At 72.2% G+C, this 16,514-nt stretch carries 12 protein-coding genes; 8 read left to right on the top strand and 4 right to left on the bottom strand.

Going from position 1 to position 16,514, the window contains the following annotated elements:
- Positions 1 to 254 precede the first annotated feature (254 nt).
- From O7609_RS09200 to O7609_RS09180, 5 genes are all read left to right on the top strand, one after another.
- A complete protein-coding gene (locus tag O7609_RS09200) occupies positions 255 to 638 on the top strand; it encodes a cold-shock protein (protein ID WP_269734450.1) in 384 nt (127 codons plus the stop codon).
- A 664-nt stretch (positions 639 to 1,302) separates the two neighbouring features.
- Positions 1,303 to 1,545: a type A2 lantipeptide gene (locus O7609_RS09195; protein ID WP_269734449.1), complete on the top strand. Its 243-nt coding sequence runs from the start codon at positions 1,303 to 1,305 to the stop codon at positions 1,543 to 1,545.
- Positions 1,546 to 1,741: 196 nt separating this feature from the next.
- Complete coding sequence (locus tag O7609_RS09190; protein ID WP_269734448.1) at positions 1,742 to 2,548, top strand: HlyD family efflux transporter periplasmic adaptor subunit; 807 nt, start codon at positions 1,742 to 1,744, stop codon at positions 2,546 to 2,548.
- 215 nt (positions 2,549 to 2,763) lie between these two features.
- Complete coding sequence (locus O7609_RS09185) at positions 2,764 to 4,893, top strand: NHLP family bacteriocin export ABC transporter peptidase/permease/ATPase subunit (RefSeq protein WP_269737087.1); 2,130 nt, start codon at positions 2,764 to 2,766, stop codon at positions 4,891 to 4,893.
- A 181-nt stretch (positions 4,894 to 5,074) separates the two neighbouring features.
- Entirely contained in the window at positions 5,075 to 7,975 is a 2,901-nt protein-coding gene (locus O7609_RS09180) for an NHLP bacteriocin export ABC transporter permease/ATPase subunit (RefSeq protein WP_443072241.1), read from the top strand.
- A gap of 64 nt (positions 7,976 to 8,039) precedes the next feature.
- Here the strand turns inward: O7609_RS09180 and O7609_RS09175 are convergent, their stop codons facing one another.
- From O7609_RS09175 to O7609_RS09160, 4 genes are read right to left on the bottom strand one after another with little or no spacing between them, the layout of a single operon-like run.
- On the bottom strand, positions 8,040 to 8,918 hold the full coding sequence (locus O7609_RS09175; RefSeq protein WP_269734447.1) for a 1,4-dihydroxy-6-naphthoate synthase: 879 nt from the start codon (positions 8,916 to 8,918) through the stop codon (positions 8,040 to 8,042).
- Complete coding sequence (locus O7609_RS09170) at positions 8,911 to 9,660, bottom strand: futalosine hydrolase (RefSeq protein WP_269734446.1); 750 nt, start codon at positions 9,658 to 9,660, stop codon at positions 8,911 to 8,913. Before O7609_RS09170 ends, O7609_RS09175 begins: the two co-directional genes overlap by 8 nt.
- A gap of 13 nt (positions 9,661 to 9,673) precedes the next feature.
- Positions 9,674 to 10,210: a DUF2771 domain-containing protein gene (locus O7609_RS09165; RefSeq protein WP_269734445.1), complete on the bottom strand. Its 537-nt coding sequence runs from the start codon at positions 10,208 to 10,210 to the stop codon at positions 9,674 to 9,676.
- Positions 10,211 to 10,237: 27 nt separating this feature from the next.
- Complete coding sequence (locus O7609_RS09160) at positions 10,238 to 11,653, bottom strand: MFS transporter (RefSeq protein WP_443072240.1); 1,416 nt, start codon at positions 11,651 to 11,653, stop codon at positions 10,238 to 10,240.
- 415 nt (positions 11,654 to 12,068) lie between these two features.
- Here O7609_RS09160 and O7609_RS09155 point away from each other — a divergent pair, with 415 nt between their 5' ends.
- The 3 genes from O7609_RS09155 (at position 12,069) to O7609_RS09145 (ending at position 15,740) form a co-directional block, all read left to right on the top strand.
- Entirely contained in the window at positions 12,069 to 12,926 is an 858-nt protein-coding gene (locus O7609_RS09155) for a DUF3027 domain-containing protein (RefSeq protein ID WP_269734444.1), read from the top strand.
- A 140-nt stretch (positions 12,927 to 13,066) separates the two neighbouring features.
- Positions 13,067 to 13,480, top strand: a complete 414-nt coding sequence (locus tag O7609_RS09150) for a hypothetical protein (RefSeq protein ID WP_269734443.1) — start codon at positions 13,067 to 13,069, stop codon at positions 13,478 to 13,480.
- 40 nt (positions 13,481 to 13,520) lie between these two features.
- A complete protein-coding gene (locus tag O7609_RS09145) occupies positions 13,521 to 15,740 on the top strand; it encodes a DUF6571 family protein (protein ID WP_269734442.1) in 2,220 nt (739 codons plus the stop codon).
- The last annotated feature ends 774 nt before the right edge of the window (positions 15,741 to 16,514 follow it).

Here is a 16,514-nt window from a genome sequence, read left to right as displayed (position 1 = left end):
GCCGGGGCGGGGCTCCTCGGCCGGGGCGGCGCCCGGCTCGGCGCCCGGCTCGGGGGACTGCTCGGCGGGGGTGGGTGTAGGGGTCACCCGTCCAGGGTAAGACGGGGTGAACGGGTGCGCGGTCCTGGGCGCCTCCGTCGGTTCGGTGGCCCCTTGTCACCGGGCCCGGGGAGATTAATCTTGGGTACGGCGGGTCGAGAGCGGCCCGCCGGAGTGTTATCCGGCCACCATACGAGTGCGAGGACAGGACAGACGTGCCTACCGGCAAGGTCAAGTGGTTCAACAGCGAGAAGGGCTTCGGCTTCCTCTCCCGCGACGACGGCGGTGACGTCTTCGTCCATTCCTCCGTGCTCCCGAGCGGCGTCAGCGCGCTGAAGCCGGGCCAGCGAGTGGAGTTCGGAGTCGTGGCCGGGCAACGGGGGGACCAGGCGCTGTCCCTCACCCTGCTCGACCCCGCGCCGTCCGTCGCCGCGGCCCAGCGCCGCAAGCCCGACGAGCTCGCCTCCATCGTGCAGGACCTCACCACGCTGCTCGACGGCGTCTCCCAGCAACTGGAGCGCGGCCGGTACCCCGACAAGCAGCACGGGTCGAAGATCGCCGGGATGCTGCGGGCCGTCGCCGACCAGCTCGACGTCTGACGTTCCCCGAGGCTTCCGCCTCCTTGTCCCCTCCCTTCCTGGGGTTCTTCTCCAAGGGGCCGTGCGCCGCTCTCCGGCGCCCGGTCCCTTCGCTATGCCCGCACTTCTTGTTCGGCCTGCTCGGCCCTCCCCGGCCCCCGGCCCCCGGCCTCCGGGCCCGCCGGGGTGCTGACGGAGTGTGAGGGTGACGGAGGCTCAACCCCGTCCAGGCGAGGCTGGCCTGGGCCAAAGCGGGCGTTGGGCCGGAAGGTCACCTTCCGTCGTGGAATCTTCACAGCATGGCCCGCCCTGGTGTCCCTGCCCCTGACCCGCTCACGGCCTCTCCACAATTCCGCGCCGCGTGGTTTTCTCGCCATGTCCGGCAAAAACGGTCAAGAGGATGTCTTCTTCCCGGCGGTGGGTCGCCGCCTCCTGTGAAGGGGGAAGGGGTTCTTGTTACATTCCCTGCACATTCCCGGCCGCTACGGCGAAGTATCGGGGACGCTCTGCGGGCGCTCATTGGTGTGATGACAGAACGATGTGATGTCATCGTCCTCCCTGCGGAGTCAGGCAGTCGTCGCCGCCAGTCTCGACTGCCGGACGGCCGTGGAATTGATTGGTTCAGCGTGTGCTGAGTCGGTCCCCCCAATCAGTGATCCTTTTGCTAACGGAAGGAAGTTCCACCATGGACTTCGCCCCCCAGGTCGAGACCCGCGAGATCGACGACGCCGAGCTGGACAACGTCGCCGGTGGCGTCGCCGGTGTGTCCGCCAACGCCGGTGGCGTGCTGGACGTCACCGCGATGGCCGACGTCGACGGTGCCGTGGCGGGCCTGACCGCTCCGGTCGCCGGTCTGGCCGCCCCGGTCGCCGGTCTGACCGGTGGCGTCGCCGGTGCCGTCACCGGCAGCCTGTCCGCCGGTCTCTGAGACTCGCGGAAATATTCCCCCTGTAGGCCCCGGGACATCAGTCCCGGGGCCTACAGGGGGTGGCCACGGAAAGGTGTGGCCCGCGCATTCGCTTATTCATTCGCGGCTGCCGGACCCGATGCCCCGCACCGCGCACGCCTTTCCGCAGAAGAAATTCGGCCGGATCGGGAGAGCCGGGTCGGCGAGAGGTTGGATCGTGCAGTTCAGGCAAAAGGCGTATGCGAAGTTCCAGGCGCCCGAGGCGTTGGACCTCCCGGTGCGCTTCGCCCGTCCGCAGGGCCTTCTCGTGCTGCTGGTGACCCTCGCCATGATGGTCGGTGCGACGGTGTGGGGCATGACGGGGAGTGTCTCCGCGAAGCTGGACGCGGTCGGCGTCCTCACCCATGCCCGGGGCGCCTACGTGCTCCAGAGCCCGGTCGGCGGTCAGGTGACGGGTGTGCTGGCGGAGGAGGGCGACCTGCTGCGGGGCGACGCTCCGTTGCTGCGGGTCCGCACGACCGAGGGCGAGCACGTCGTGCGCGCCGTGGCGCCCGGCCGGGTGCAGGCCGTCACCGCCGAGATCGGAGCCGTCGTCACCCCGGGGCGGGACGTGGCGACCCTGCAACGCGTCGAGAGCCCCGACGAGCCGCTGGTCGCCGTCCTCTACGTGCCCGGTGGGAAGGCCTCCGGCATTCCGGACGGCGCCCGGGTGGACCTGGCCGTACGGTCCGTTCCCCGGGAGGAGTTCGGAGTGCTGCGCGGCCGGATCACCGCCGTCGGACGGGCCCCGCGCACCGTGCAGCAGCTCGCCGGGTTCCTCGGGGACGCGACGCTCGCCGAGCAGTTCGCCGCACTCGGCGGCCCGGTGGCGGTGACCGTCACCCTGGAGCGGTCCGCGCGGGGCGAGTCCGGCTACCGGTGGTCCCGCTCGGAGGGGCCGCCCTTCGCCGTCGAGGCGATGACGCTCACCGACGCGGCCGTGCACCTGCCCGACCAGCGTCCCGTCGACTGGCTGTTCGCATGAGCCGCCGACGCGCCCCAGCCCCGCAGCACGGAGGCCAGCGCGGGGCCGGACGGGCAGCCCAGCGCGGGGCGCGGCCCGAGGCCGGGCGCGTGGCGCAGCGTGGTGCGCAACGCGGCGGCGCGACCCGGCGCCGGCACCGGCCCGGGCCCGCCCCCCGGGCACGACGGGAGCCCGTGCCCACGGCACGCCGGCACAAGACCGTGCGCACGCCCACCGTGCTCCAGATGGAGGCGGTGGAGTGCGGCGCCGCCGCGCTGGCCATGGTGCTCGGTCACCACGGGCGCCACGTGCCCCTGGAGGAGCTGCGCATCGCCTGCGGCGTCTCCCGCGACGGCTCCCGGGCCAGCAACCTGCTGAAGGCGGCCCGCGGTTACGGGCTGACCGCCAAGGGCATGCAGATGGAGCCCGCCGCGCTGGCCGCCGAGGTGGCGGCCCCGGCCATCCTGTTCTGGGAGTTCAACCACTACGTCGTCTACGACGGCCCCGGGCGGCGCTTCGGCCGCCGCGGCGTCTACGTCAACGACCCGGACAAGGGCCGCCGCTTCGTCAGCCTGGAGGACTTCGACACCAGCTTCACCGGCGTCGTCCTCACCTTCGAGCCCGGCCCCGGCTTCCGCGCCGGTGGCCGCAGGCCGGGCGTGCTGGGCTCGCTGCCGACCCGGCTGCGCGGCATGTCCGGCACGATGTTCGCCGCGCTGCTGGCCAGCCTGCTGCTCGTCGGCGTCGGCGCCGCCGTCCCCGCGCTGAGCCGCACCTACATCGACATGTTCCTGATCGGCGGCCAGTCCTCGCTGCTCGGCGTGCTCTTCGCCGCCATGGCCGCCTCCGTCGTGCTCACGGCCGTCCTCACCGGGGTCCAGCAGGCCAACCTGCTGCGCGGGCGCATCATCTCCTCGACGCTCGGCAGCGCCCGCTTCCTGCGCCACCTGCTGCGGCTGCCGGTGACGTTCTTCACCCAGCGCAGCCCGGCCGACCTCGTCCAGCGCCTCCAGTCCAACGACACGGTGGCCGAGACGCTGGCCCGCGACCTGGCCAGCGCCGGAGTGGACGCCGTCGTCGTCATCCTCTACGCGCTGCTGCTGTGGACGTACGACCCGCAGCTCACGCTCGTGGGGGTGGGGATCGCGCTGCTCAACGTCGTCGCGCTGCGCGTCGTCGTCCGGCTGCGGGCCACCCGCACCCAGAAGCTGCGGGCCGACAGCGCCCGCCTCACCAACACCTCCTACAGCGGGCTCCAGCTCATCGAGACGATGAAGGCCACCGGCGGCGAGAACAGCTACTTCCGCCGCTGGGCCGGGCAGCACGCCATCACCCTCGACGAACAGCAGCGGCTCGGCGTGCCGACCGCCGCGCTCGCCGTCGTCGCGCCCACGCTCGCCACGCTCAACAGCGCCGCCATCCTGCTCATCGGCGGCACCCGGGCCGTCGAGGGACACATCTCCGTCGGCCTGCTCGTCGCGTTCCAGGCCCTCGTCGTGCGCTTCACCGCGCCGATCACCCGGCTCAACGGCGTCGTCGGCCGCGTCCAGGACTTCGCGGCCGACGTGGCACGGCTGAAGGACGTCGAGAACTTCCCCGTCGACCAGCTCTACTCGCGCCGCGAACCCCCGGCCGACACGCGTCGGCTGAAGGGCCACGTGACGCTGGAGAACGTCTCGTTCGGGTACAGCCCGCTCGACAAGCCGCTGCTGCGGGAGTTCTCCCTGACCGTCGGCCCCGGGCAGCAGGTGGCGCTCGTCGGGCCTTCCGGGAGCGGCAAGTCCACCGTGTCCCGGCTCATCTCCGGGCTCTACACGCCCTGGGAGGGCGTCATCCGCATCGACGGCCAGCGGCTGGACGACATCCCGCGCGGGGCGCTCGCCTCCTCGGTGTCCTTCGTCGACCAGGACGTCTTCCTCTTCGAGGGCACGGTCCGCGACAACGTGGCCCTGTGGGACCCCTCCATCACCGACGAGGCCGTCGCGGCCGCGCTCCGGGACGCCGCGCTGGAGGACGTCTTCCTCGGCCGGCCCGGAGGCGTCCACAGCCCCGTCGACCAGGACGGCCGCAACCTCTCCGGCGGCCAGCGGCAGCGGCTGGAGATCGCCCGCGCCCTCGTGCGGCGGCCCAGCATCCTCGTCCTGGACGAGGTGACCAGCGCCCTGGACGCGGAGACGGAGCAGGTCATCATCGACAACCTGCGCCGCCGCGGCTGCGCCTGCGTCGTCATCGCCCACCGGCTGAGCACCGTGCGCGACAGCGACGAGATCCTCGTCCTCGACGGCGGCACCGTTGTCGAGCGCGGCCGCCACGAGGAGCTGATGGCTGCCGGGGGCGCCTACGCACAGCTGGTCATGGAGCACTGAGTTGGCCTTCCTCCACGACGCCGTCCCGCATCCCGACGACGCCGGCTTCGCGCCGTACGACGCCGCCCCGGCGCCGCACGGCACCGCGTCGGCGGCGGGGGCGGACGACCAGCCGTACGATCCCGTCCTCGCCGCCGTCGGCGCCCTGGGCGAGCCCGTCGACTGCACGGGGCTGCGCAGCATGGCCCTGGACGGGCCGCACGTGCTGTGGCTCGTCGAGGCCGGCGCGCTCGACCTGTTCGCCGTCGACGCCGCCCAGCAGGGCCACTGGCACTTCCTGGGCCGACTGGGCCCCGGAGCCCTGCTGCTGGGCCCGGTGGAGGGCCCGCGGCACACGCTCGTCGGCCGCCCGCTGCGCGGCTGCGCGCTGCGGCGCGTCTGGCTGCGCGAGCTGCAACCGCAGACGCCCCCGCCCCACGCCGGGGACGGCACCGGCTACGGGCCGGAGTACGACCAGGGCTACGGCCACGGCCCCTACGGCCGGGACCCTTACGCCGACGACGCCCACGGCTACGGCCACGACGCCTACGGCCACGGGCACGGCGGGCACGAGTACGGGTACGGAGTCGAGCAGGCGTACGGGCCCAGCCCGCTGGAGCACGCGTTCGCGGTCGGCGTCGGCCACGGCCTCCGGGTGCTGTCGGAGGCGCCGCGCCAGGGGCACGGGGGCGCCGAGCCGCCGCCCTCGGCCGAGGACCTGCTCGCGGCCCCGGACGACGACGAGATCCTGTGGGTGCGGGTGCCGCCGGGCAGCGTCCGGTACGGGGCCGAGTACGGGGCGGACGCCGCCGCCGACCTGCTGGTGGACGGTGCCCTGTGGCAGCGGCTGGTCAACCAGCAGTACCGGCTGACCTGCGCCCTCGACCGCTGGATCGACCACCTGGAGCAGGTGCACGAGGACCGCACCGCCGCCGGCATCGCCGCGGGGGAGACGGTGAAGGCGCAGGCGGAGCAGGCGCTGCTGGCGTCCATCCGCACCCGCGGCGGGCGCGGCGCGGGGATCCAGGCCGAGGCGACGGACGACGAGACCCTCGCCGTCTGCCGCACGGTGGCCCGCGCCGCCGGCATCACGCTCACCGCCCCGGCGGCCGGGGCGTCACCGCTGGACGAACGCACCGACCCGATCGAGCGCATCGCCCTGGCCTCCCGCATCCGCACCCGGGGCGTGGGGCTGCGCGGGCGCTGGTGGCGGGAGAACGTGGGCCCGCTCGTCGGCCGCCAGGCGTTCACCGGGCACCCGGTGGCGCTGCTGTGGCGGCGCGGCCGGTACGAGGCGGTGGACGCGGAGGGGCGCCGCACGCGGATCGGGACGCCGGGAGTCGCGGCCCGGTTCGCGCCGCGTGCCGTCATGCTCTACCGGCCGCTGCCGGACCGTCCGGTGGGCGCCTGGCGGCTCGCCCGGTTCTGCCTGCACGGCACCCGCCCCGACCTGGGGACGCTGGCCCTGGGCAGCCTCGTCGCCGTCGCGCTGGGTGCCCTCGTGCCCATCGCCACCGGGCGGGTCCTCGGCGTCTACGTGCCGGCCGCGGAGACGGGGCTCATCGTCCAGGCGGCGCTGGCCGTGATGGTCTCCAGCATCGTGGCGGCCGCGTTCATGCTGCTGCAGAACCTGTCGGTCCTGCGGCTCGAAGGGCGGGTGGAGAGCACGCTCCAGCCGGCCGTGTGGGACCGGCTGCTACGACTGCCCACCCGGTTCTTCACCCGCCGGTCCACCGGCGAGCTGGCCAGCGCGGCCCTGGGCGTCAGCCACATGCGGCGGGTGCTGTCCGGCGTCGGCCCGGTCGCGGTGCAGTCGAGCACGGTCGGGGCGATGAGCCTGGTCCTGCTGCTGTGGTACAGCGTTCCCCTGACCCTCGCCGCCCTCGGGCTGCTGACCGTCGTCTGCGGCACGTTCCTGGTGCTGGGCCTGTGGCAGGTGCGCTGGGAGCGGCGGCTGACGAAGCTGTCGCACCGGCTCAACAACCGGGCCTTCCAGACCCTGCGCGGGCTGCCCAAGCTGCGGGTGGCCGCCGCGGAGAGCTTCGCCTACGCCGCCTGGGCCCGGGAGTTCGCCCGCAGCCGGGAGATCCAGCAGCGGGTGGGGCGGATCAAGAACGTCACCACGGGGCTCAGCACCGTCTACCTGCCCCTCACCACGTTGATCATGTTCATGCTGCTCGCCGGTCCGGCGCGCGGCACCCTCACCGCCGGGGACTTCCTCACCTTCAACACCGCCGTCACGATGCTGCTGACCTCGGTCACCCAGATCACCGGCGCGTTCATCTCCGCCGCCTCCGCGCTGCCGCTGTTCGAGCAGATCCGGCCCGTGCTGGACGAACTCCCCGAGGTGCCCGGCGGCAGCGCGCACCCCGGCGTGCTCACCGGTCGCGTCGAAGCCCGGAACCTGTCCTTCCGTTACACCGACGACGGCCCCCTCGTGCTCGACGACGTCTCCGTCGAGGTGACGCCCGGCGAGTTCGTCGCCGTCGTCGGACCGAGCGGCTGCGGCAAGTCGACGCTGCTGCGCATGCTCATCGGCTTCGACGCCCCCGACCACGGCAGCGTCCTCTACGACGGCCAGGACCTCGCCGCCCTCGACCGGGCCGCCGTCCGCCGCCAGTGCGGCGTCGTCCTCCAGCACGCGCAGCCCGTCGTCGGCTCCATCCTCGACGCCATCCGCGGCGCCGAGGAGTTCACCCTGGAGGAGGTCTGGGAAGCCGCCCGGATGGCGGGGCTCGCCGAGGACATCGAGGCCATGCCGATGGGCATGCACACGATCCTGTCCACCGGCGGCGGCACCATCTCCGGCGGCCAGCGGCAGCGGCTCATGATCGCGCAGGCCCTCATCCGCCGCCCGCGCGTCCTCTTCTTCGACGAGGCCACCAGCGCCCTCGACAACGAGGCCCAGCGCGCCGTCATCGACAGCACCCGGGCCCTGCGCTGCACGCGGCTCGTCATCGCGCACCGGCTCTCCACGATCATGGACGCCGACCGGGTGCTGGTGATGTCCGCGGGGCGGATCGTGGAGCAGGGGACGCCCGCCGAGCTCCTGGCCCGCCCCGAGGGCCCCTTCCACCACCTGGTCCGCCGTCAGCTGGCCTGAGCGGGGGCACGCGTCTGGCAGGTCCGCGCGGACGGCACCGGGCCGGAGCCCCGGCCGGGCGCGCTCAGACGGGCCGCAGCGCGTCCGGCGGCAGCGGTGGCACGAGGCCCTCGGCGGCGGCCCGGGTGAGCAGACCGCGCACGGCCGCGTAGCCCGCCTCGCCCAGACCGGCGGTGAACTCGTTGACGTAGAGGCCGATGTGCTGGTCCACCACCGCGCGGTCCATCTCCTGCGCGTGCTCCAGCACGTACCCGCGGGACGCCTCGGGCTCGTCCCAGGCCATCCGCACCGAGGCCCGGATGGCCCCGGCCAGCGCCGTCAGCCGCTCCGCGCCCAGCGAGCGGCGCGCGACGATCGCGCCGAGCGGGATCGGCAGCCGCGTCGTGCGCTCCCAGTGCTCGCCCATGTCCGCGAGCCGGTGCAGGCCGAACCCACGGTAGGTGAACCGCGCCTCGTGGATGACGAGACCGGCGTCCACCTTGCCGTCCCGCACGGCGGGCATGATCTCGTGGAACGGCAGGACGACGATCTCCCCGACCCCGCCGGGCACCTCCGCCGCCGCCCACAGCCGGAACAGCAGGTAGGCGGTGGAGCGCTCGCTCGGCACGGCCACCGTCCGGCCCGTCAGCGACAGCCCCGGCTCGCGGGTCAGCACCAGCGGGCCGCAGCCGGTGCCCAGCGCCCCGCCGCACGGCAGCAGCGCGAACTCGTCCAATACGTAGGGCAGTTGCCCGTAGGAGATCTTCAGGACGTCGAACGGGCAGTCGGCGCCGCGCTCGGCGAGCCCGTTGGTCACGTCGATGTCGGCGAAGGTGACGTCGACCGGGGGCGCGTCCGGCACGAGCCCGTGCGCCCAGGCGTGGAAGACGAAGGTGTCGTTGGGGCAGGGCGAGTACGCGATCGAGACGGTGCCGTCCCCGGCCCCCCGCGGTACGTCAGCCATGAGTGGTCCTCCACTTCGTCCGGGACCTCGTCCACGTCTCCAGCAGCGGCGCCGCCGCCCGGAACGCGTCCCCGAGCGCGGCCAGCGCCTCGGGAACCCGCCAGGCCGCGCGGTCCCGCGGGCCGACCGCGTTCGACACGGCCCGCACCTCCAGCGCCGGGACGCCGAAGGCCGCCGCGGCCTCGGCGACCCCGAAGCCCTCCATCGCCTCCGCCACCGCCCCCGGGTGACGCCGGACCAGCTCGGCGGCGCCCCGCGCGGTGCCGGTGACGGTGGAGACGGTCAGCACGGGCCCGGTCACGCCGCCCACGGCCTCGGCCAGTTCCCGCACGGGCTCGGGGGGCGGCCGGTGCACCGACGTGCCGAAGCCCAGCCCCGTCACGGGCCGGAAGCCCTCGGCCGTCTCCGCGCCCAGGTCGGCGGCGACGAGCGCGGTGGCCACGACGATCCGGCCCGGTGCGACACCGATGCCGCCACCGATACCGGCCGACACGACGAGCTCGTACGGTGCCCCCGCGAGGTCGGCCGCCGTCAGCGCGGTCGCCGCACCGGCCGCGGCGGCGGCCGGGCCGACACCCGCGACCAGGACGTCCAGCTCGGCGCCGGCGCCCTCCGGACCGTCCAGCACGACCCGGTGCGCCTCCGCCGTGCCGGGCAGCCCGACCGGCCTCGGCGGCCAGCCGGCGGCACCCGTCACCGCGTCCCGCTCGTGCGGGACGGCGGTGACGACCAGGACGCGCACGGGGACCGGTGGGTCAGTCGAGGTTGAGCTTGAAGTTCCAGACGCCGAAGACGCCCGGCTGCTCCTTCTGGTCAGCCTTGGGCTCCGGCGTCTCCAGGATCGTCAGCGTCACGCTGTCGCGCTGCTCCATGCCCAGCTGCTGGACGCCGTCGAAGATGTCGCTGACCTCGAACGACTGGTACGTCGTGTCGTGGTAGTTGCGGAACTCGCCCAGCGGACGGCCGTCGAGCAGCACGAACCAGCCGCGCTCGGCGACCTCCGGCTCGACGCCGACGCTGAGGTTCTCGTCGCGGTCGAGGGTGATGGTCTGGTCCTTGTCGACCTTGTCCGCCTCGTCCCCGCACTTCTCGAGGGTCTTGTCGCTCAGCTTGTCGCCGTCGTTGTAGCAGGCGGCTTCCGCGAAGACACTGTTCGAGCCGACGGTGACCGTCGTCATCGGAGTGGGCTTCTCGCCGCACGCGGACAGCGTGAACAGCGCGACGACGGCGGTGCCGGCCGCAACGGCGGCCCGGGTGTGACGGCCCCGGAGCCGGGAGGGCATGCTGGTCATGAGGGGCAGGCTATCGCCCCCGTCCGCTCAGGCGACGCGGGGGTGCGGCGTGCCGCGCCTGGCCGCCGCCAACAGCCCCCGCACCGAGGCCAGCGCACCGGCCGCGATCAGCGTGGCGCCCACCGCCATGCCCAGCGTTCCGTACAGCGGCAGCACGATCCCCACCGCGCCGCCCGCCACCCACGACATCTGCACCAGTGTCTCCGAGCGGGCGAACGCCGACGTCCGCACCTGCTCGGGCACGTCCCGCTGGATCAGCGCGTCCATCGACAGCTTCGCCAGCGCCTGGCACACGCCCGCGCACCCGGCGACCGCCGTCACCGTCACCGCCTCGAACCGCACGGCCGCCACCAGCGTGACGCCGAAGATCACCACCAGCACCGTGGCGATGATCAACTCCGGGGCGCGGGACCTCAGCCACGCCCCCAGCGTCGTGCCGAGCGCGTTGCCCGTACCGGCCGCCACCGCCACCAGCGCGAGCGAGAACGCGGCGCTGCGCCCGTCCATCGGATGCTCGCGCAACAGGAACGCCAGGAAGAAGGTCAGGAACCCGGACAGCGCCCGCACCGAGGAGTTCGCGATGAGCGCGTTCAGCACGGACGCGCCGACCGTCCGCAGCCCCGGCCGGTGCTCGGCGCGGTGCTGGTGCCCCGGGGTGTGCTTGGCCACCCACGGCTCCGGCTCACCCCGCGCCGCCGCGAGCTGCGCCCGGTGCTCGCCCTTCGCCGAGTCCACCTGGTGCGGCAGGCTGAACGCCAGGAACATGCCGACGATCTGGATCGCGAACGCCCCGTAGAGCGGCCACTCCGGGTCGATCTGATGCAGCCCGGCACCGACGGGTGCCGCCGCACCCGTCGCCAGCAGACCCGCCAGCGTGATCCGCGAGTTCGCCTTCACCAGCGAGATGCGTGGCGGCAGCAGCCGCGGCACCACGGCCGAGCGCACGATGTTGTACGCCTTCGACGCCACCAGCACGCCCAGCGCCGCCGGATACAGCTCCAGCCCGCCGTCCCCCACCGCGCCCGAGAGGGCCAGTGCCAGCAGCGCCCGGGCGAGCAGCGCGCCCGCCATCGCGGCCCGCCGCCCGTGCGGGATCCGGTCCAGCAGCGGGCCGATGATCGGCGCCAGCAGGACGAACGGCGCCAGCGTCACCGCCAGGTACAGCGCCACCCGGCCGCGCGCCTCACCGGTGGGGACGGAGAAGAAGATGGTCGAGGCCAGGGCGATCGTGATGAGCATGTCGCCGGCCGAGTTGATCATGTGCAGCTCGATGAGCTTGCCCAGCCCCGACTCGCCGGCACCCTGCGCGTGCGTGGCCCGGCGGATACGCCGTCCCAGCGCGCTCGGCGGCCGGTGCACGGCACGCCCCACGCCCCGCGCGACACGCCGCGCCACCCCCGGGCGTCCTCCCGGCCGGCCGACACCCTCGTCCCACGGCTCCACGCCCCCGGACACCGCCGCGCCGCCCGGCGTGGCGGCACCCGGCCGTATACGGCCGCCGCCGCGCCCCGGGCGCCCCGACGGGCCCGTCAGGCGCCCGCCTTCCACATCGTCGGTCACCCCGTCAGTGTGCCCCAGGTTGACCCGTTTCAACGGCATCGAAGCCCGACCGGCACCGGAACCCGCCGCGAGCCGAACTCCTCCTTCCGCACCCGCCTCGGTCGGTTGCGGCACGTCGCCGTGGGGTAGCGTGGGAGCACAGCGCGCCCCGTACGGCATCGTCCCCCGTGTTCCCGGTGCGGGTTACGTCGCAGCGGTCCAACGGTCCGCTCCGTCCCCCACGGCGACCACCCGGCCACCTGTCGTGCGCGCAGGCGCGACATGGCGTAGGGAAGAGACGATTGCTGTGAGTGCTGCGATGCGAAGCCGTACCCCCGACCGGCTGTGCGCCGAGGCAGTGGAACTCGCCCGGGAGGCCGCCGTCGACGCGGCCCGCCCCGGCACAGTCGGCGACTACCTCGGAGCCGTGGCCGACGGCGACCGCGTGGTGACCCACCTCTTCGAATGCCAGGAGCGCGGCTACCGCGGCTGGCGCTGGGCCGTCACCGTCGCCCGCGCCTCCCGCGCCCGTGTCGTCACCCTCGACGAGACGGTGCTGCTGCCCGGCCCCGAGGCCGTCCTCGCCCCCGTCTGGGTGCCCTGGAGCGACCGCCTGCGCCCCGGCGACCTCGGCACCGGCGACCTCCTGCCCACCGAGCCCGACGACCTGCGCCTGGAACCCGGCTTCTCCGGCGAGGACGCCCCGCCCCCGAACTCCGCCACCCCCGAGGCCCACGCCGAGCACGAGCCCGGCCCGCTGCCCCGCACCGGCGAGATCGGCGCCGTCGCCGACGAGCTCGGCATGCGCCGCCCCCGCGTCCTGTCCCGGCTCGGCCTCCACCTCGCCGCCGAGCGCTGGGAGGACGACTTCGGCCCCCGCACCCCGATGGCCCAGGCCGCCCCCGCCTCCTGCCAGACCTGCGGCTTCCTCGTCCCCCTCGCCGGCTCCCTCCGCCAGGCCTTCGGCGTCTGCGCCAACGAGTACGCCCCCGCCGACGGCCGCGTCGTCTCCTTCGGCTACGGCTGCGGCGCCCACTCCGAGGCCGCCGTCATGCCGCAGCCGCCGCAGCCCCCGCCTCCGGTCATCGACGAGACCAAGGTCGACACCCTCCCCCTCCACGACGCCGAGGCTCCCTCCCCGGCCGCCCACCCGGAGTCGGACGAGCCCGCCTCCTGACCCTCCTCACCCCCCACCCAACCGAAGCGACGCGTTCCGCCGAACGCGCTCGCCCTCCGGGGCTACAGTGACGCTCGAACGTTGTGTAGCGGGCTGATCACGCACGCGGAGAACGGGGGGATGGAGAGGGTGGGGAAGCGGTGTCGTTCGACCAGGAGTGGGCCCAGCTGAAGGAGCGGGCGGGGCTACGGCTCGCGGGGGTGGCGCCGATCGACGGTGGGGGCGGAATCCCCGGACCGCAGCTGAAGGTCACCCCCTCCCTGCTGGAGAACCGGGCAGGCGAGGCCGAGACCGTCCGCACCGCCTTCCGTAAGGCGGACGACGAGACGATGAAGGAGACCGGCGAGATCGCGAAGGGCCTCACGGGCTTCGGCTCCGCCGGAGCCTTCGCGGTGTTCCAGGAGCGCTGGCGCGAACAGATGACCTTCATGGACGGCCTGCTGGGCCGGGGAGTGGCCCAGTCCCTCCGCAACGCCGCCGGGCTGTTGCGCGTCGAGGACCTCGACCAGGCGGACAAGGCGAGGGACATCGACGTGCCCAAGGACGTCAAGTAACTCACCGGGGGGACCGGAGATGGTCACGTACCACAACCTGATGAGCGCCGACCTCACCCCGCTGGACGAGGCGGTGGTGAGGTGGCGCAGCCTGCCGGGCCGGTTCAACACGGTCAGCCGCGACTTCGACAGCCAGGTCATCAAGGGGTTGCGCGGTTCCGACTGGAGGGGAGAGACGGCCGAGGCGGCGTTCACGAAGTTCGACGCGGTCGTCCGCCAGTTCCTCTCCGCCGAGGACGAGGCACGCGCGATCCACCGCCTGCTCGAAAGCGCACTGGAGGCCTTCCGGTCCGCCCAGAAGCGCGCGCGGGCCGTCCGCACCGAGGTCGAGGAGGACCGCAACCTCAGCATCTCCTCCGAGGGAGTCGTCACCTTCTCCGCGACCGATGACGAGGACGGCAGCAGGCAGAGGCTCTACGTCGAGACGATCACGGGCTACAACACCCGGATCCGGAGCGCGGTCAACGACGCCACGGACGCGGACGAGGCCCTGAAGTGGGCTCTGACGCAGGACAGGAACGGTCGCGACCAGGGTTTCAACGCGGGCATGTACGCCAGCGTCGACGCCGCGGCGGAGGGCAGACGGCAGGCCGCCGAGGACGCCGACACCACGACCCGCATCCTCGCGAAGGGGCACGGGGCGGACTACGCGGACCTGCGGACCCTCAACAGGGTGCTCGCCCGACGCGAAGGCGACCCGTACTTCGCCGAGCGGTTCGCCCTCAAGGCCGGCCCGAACGGCGTCCTGGAGTTCTGGGCGGGCGTCACCGCCGACCACGACAGGACCAAGAAGCAGACAGCGATCCTGACACGACTCCAGGACTCACTCGGCCACACCCTGGCCACGGCCTCGCACTCCCAGAGCCCGGAGATGCGGCAGTGGAAGAAGGAGATCATCGAACTCGGTGGCGAGCGGGTCGTCGCCCCGACCAACCCGGGTGCCGAGCCAGTCAAGGCCCGGACCCCGTACGGATTCCAGGTCCTGAGCAGCCTCCTGCACGAGGGAGACTTCGACCCCGACTTCCTCCAGACCTATGGTCGGGAACTCATCGACTTCGAGAAGAAGGGGGGCAGCAGGTACATCTGGACCCTGGGCGTCGAGCCCCACTACCTGAACATCGGCGGTACCGACAAGGGCAACGACCCGATGGCGGGCTTCCTGACGGCCCTGGGAAATAACCCGGAAGCATCCAAGGGATTCTTTAAATCCGGCAATTGGGATAATTACGATCCCGGTGAATGGGATAAATACCTTGACAAAGATCTGAAGTACCTTCTTCTCGAGCGCGACTGGCCTCATGACCCGGTGGAGGGCGAAGACTCGAGGCGAGGGTTTGCGTACGATGAGCTTGGCCGTGCCCTGGAGTCCGCCACGCTGGGAGTCCCCTACCGCGAGGTGGGCCTCCAGCGTGACGATGTCACGGCCAATGTCATGGAGCAGGTGGCTATCGCCGTGGCCCATGATCCCGATTTCTCGGGCAAGCGGCCAGGTGTGCTCAACAGCCTAGCCGAAATGGGAGCGGGGTATATAGACGACCTGTCGTGGGGTGTTGCGCCATACGCCGGTCCAATGGACGCTGAGGATCACAGGAATATGTTCGACCGAGAGGGTGGCGGCCACATCTCACTGGGTGAAGACGCGGCTCGGAGATTTCTCTTCAGCGTCGGTCAACACCCTGGCGGCTACGAAACTCTCTCGGCTGCTCAGCACGCCTATACCGCGACTCTCATGGAGGCACAGGGGGACGACGTGCGTATGGCGAGTAAGGCTCAGAACGTAGGTGCGTACAACCACGGAATCCTCGACGAGGCGAGGACGTCGCAGATCGAAGAGGGCTTCAAGGGCAAGGCGGACGAGGTGAACAGGGCCCGGGAGGAGTCCGCGTCCTGGAAGAAGTACGGCGTCAGCGTTGGAGTGAGCGGAGCTGCATTCCTAGGGGTGGCGGCGGCGACGGCGAACCCAGCCGCCGGGGTTGCCGCCGCAGTCGCCGTTCCGGTTGCCGTGGACGCAGGTGCCAAGGCATTCGACACGTATTTCGGGAACGAGATGTCCGAGGATCTCAAAGCGGGAGAGAAGAACAACTTGATCGAAGCGGGGCTCGAGTCCGAGAAAATCATTAGTCACGGTCAAAGAATGTCCTGGAGTAACGGGTACGCGTACCAGGAGCTGCACGGCGTGAAGGACTTGGCGATGGATGGAGGGGCTGCGAGCGCCTACATGCGCGGGATGCAGATCACTGACAGCGCGGATGGAGACTGACACGTGAGGCGAGCGCTGGTGACTTCTGCCCTGCTCGGTGCCCTCGTTGGTTGCGGTCTAGGGGTTTCGGAGGCAGGTGAGTCCGCCGACTATGATGCGCTCTGTCATGGAGTGTTCGCGGAGGTAGAATTCCATGAGCCCGGAGTCAAAGGGATTGCACCGCCGGAGCGGATAGTGGATGAAACTGAAGCGAGCCCTCGATACCCAGGAAACTTCTGTCGTCTTCGTCTGCCCGGTGAGGATTCTCGGCAGTTCGATCTCAACTATGATTGGGCTGGCACAGGAGACGCGTACAGGCCGCCAGAAATCCGAAGTAGTCAAGGGTCAGACTCGGAGTTTCTCTATGAGGGCTCGAAGTATTACGAGCTCATCGGCGTGGTGAGAGGACCTGAGGCGGGCACTATGAAGATCCGTTTCCCCTGCGAGGTGGCGGGTCGAGACGAGCCGCGCACGGTTGAGGGTCGCGTTCGGGACCAGGTGGATCTCATGGCCATGTACGGCCATGCGTCTTTGCTCCGTGTTTCGGCAGAGAGAGCGGCTGAGGGCTTCGGGTGCCGGAACGAACTGGACTTCCGGGACGCGGCCGAGGAGGAAGGGCCTGCCCCCACCGTCCCACCGTCGCCGGACAGGTAACGGGTCGGACAGGTGCCGGGCGCGCCAAGGTCCGGACGGGGCGGTGGACCGGTCTGGGGGTGACGCAGGCCGGCCGCGGGGCCGCCGCGGGGCCGCCCCGGGGCCGTCCCGGGGGCGTTCCGGTGGTGGGGGAGCCCGGGG

Origin of the sequence: Streptomyces sp. WMMC1477 (genome assembly GCF_027460245.1) — a bacterium.
Classification (GTDB): Bacteria; Actinomycetota; Actinomycetes; order Streptomycetales; family Streptomycetaceae; genus Streptomyces.
Note: the sequence above shows the minus strand (reverse complement) of the source record. Positions and strands in the feature narration are given on the sequence as shown.